Origin of the sequence: Mycobacterium sp., assembly GCF_008709575.1 — a bacterium.
Classification (GTDB): Bacteria; Actinomycetota; Actinomycetes; order Mycobacteriales; family Mycobacteriaceae; genus Mycobacterium.
Map to the genome: position 1 here is coordinate 1 of NZ_VYIK01000369.1, position 681 is coordinate 681.

Sequence of the window (681 nt, forward strand, 5' to 3'; positions counted from 1 at the left end):
ACCTGGACGAAGCCGTCGTTCTCCCGCCCGATCAAGTGCGTCGCCGGTACCACTACGCGGTCAAAGTGGATGGACCCCCGCCCGGCGCACCGACCGCCGAGATCGTCGAACTCACTAGTTTTGATGCCCGGCGAGTCCATGGGCACCAGGAAGGCGCTGATCCCGCGCGCACCGCTGGACGGTGTACCGGTGCGGGCCCAGACGATCGCGAACGCTGCCTGCGTCGCAAAGCTCGTTGACGTCTTCTCGCCGTCGAGGACGTAGGCGTCACCGTCTTTGGTAGCCCGCACCGCAAGATTAGCGGCGTCCGATCCACCGCCCGGCTCGGTCAGGGCGATGGCTGGGATCATCTCACCCGCGGTCACGCCACGCAACCACGGCCCGACGACCCCGGGATCGCCGTGGCGGGCCATGATCGCCCCTGCCAACGACACCGTCACCATCAACTGGCCGATGTTGTAGTCAGACCGGCAGAGGGCCTCGAGGACCAGACCCGCTGTCGTGCAGTCAAGCCCGAGGCCGCCATACTCTTCAGGCAACTCAACCCCAAATAGTCCAAGATCGCCCATCGCCTGCAATGTCGCGCGATGGAACGCACCCTCCTGCTCGCGTTGCTTGTAATACGGAGCTAGTGTCCCGCGCCGTTAATTCGTTTTATTAATCTTCCAATGGACTCCAGGA

The 681-nt window shown here is 63.7% G+C and carries 1 protein-coding gene; it reads right to left on the minus strand.

What is annotated here, in order from left to right; translation table 11 throughout:
* On the minus strand, nt 1–578 hold a 578-nt coding region (locus F6Q13_RS19005; RefSeq protein WP_293059830.1), incomplete at its 3' end, for an acyl-CoA dehydrogenase family protein.
* Nucleotides 579–681 lie beyond the last annotated feature (103 nt).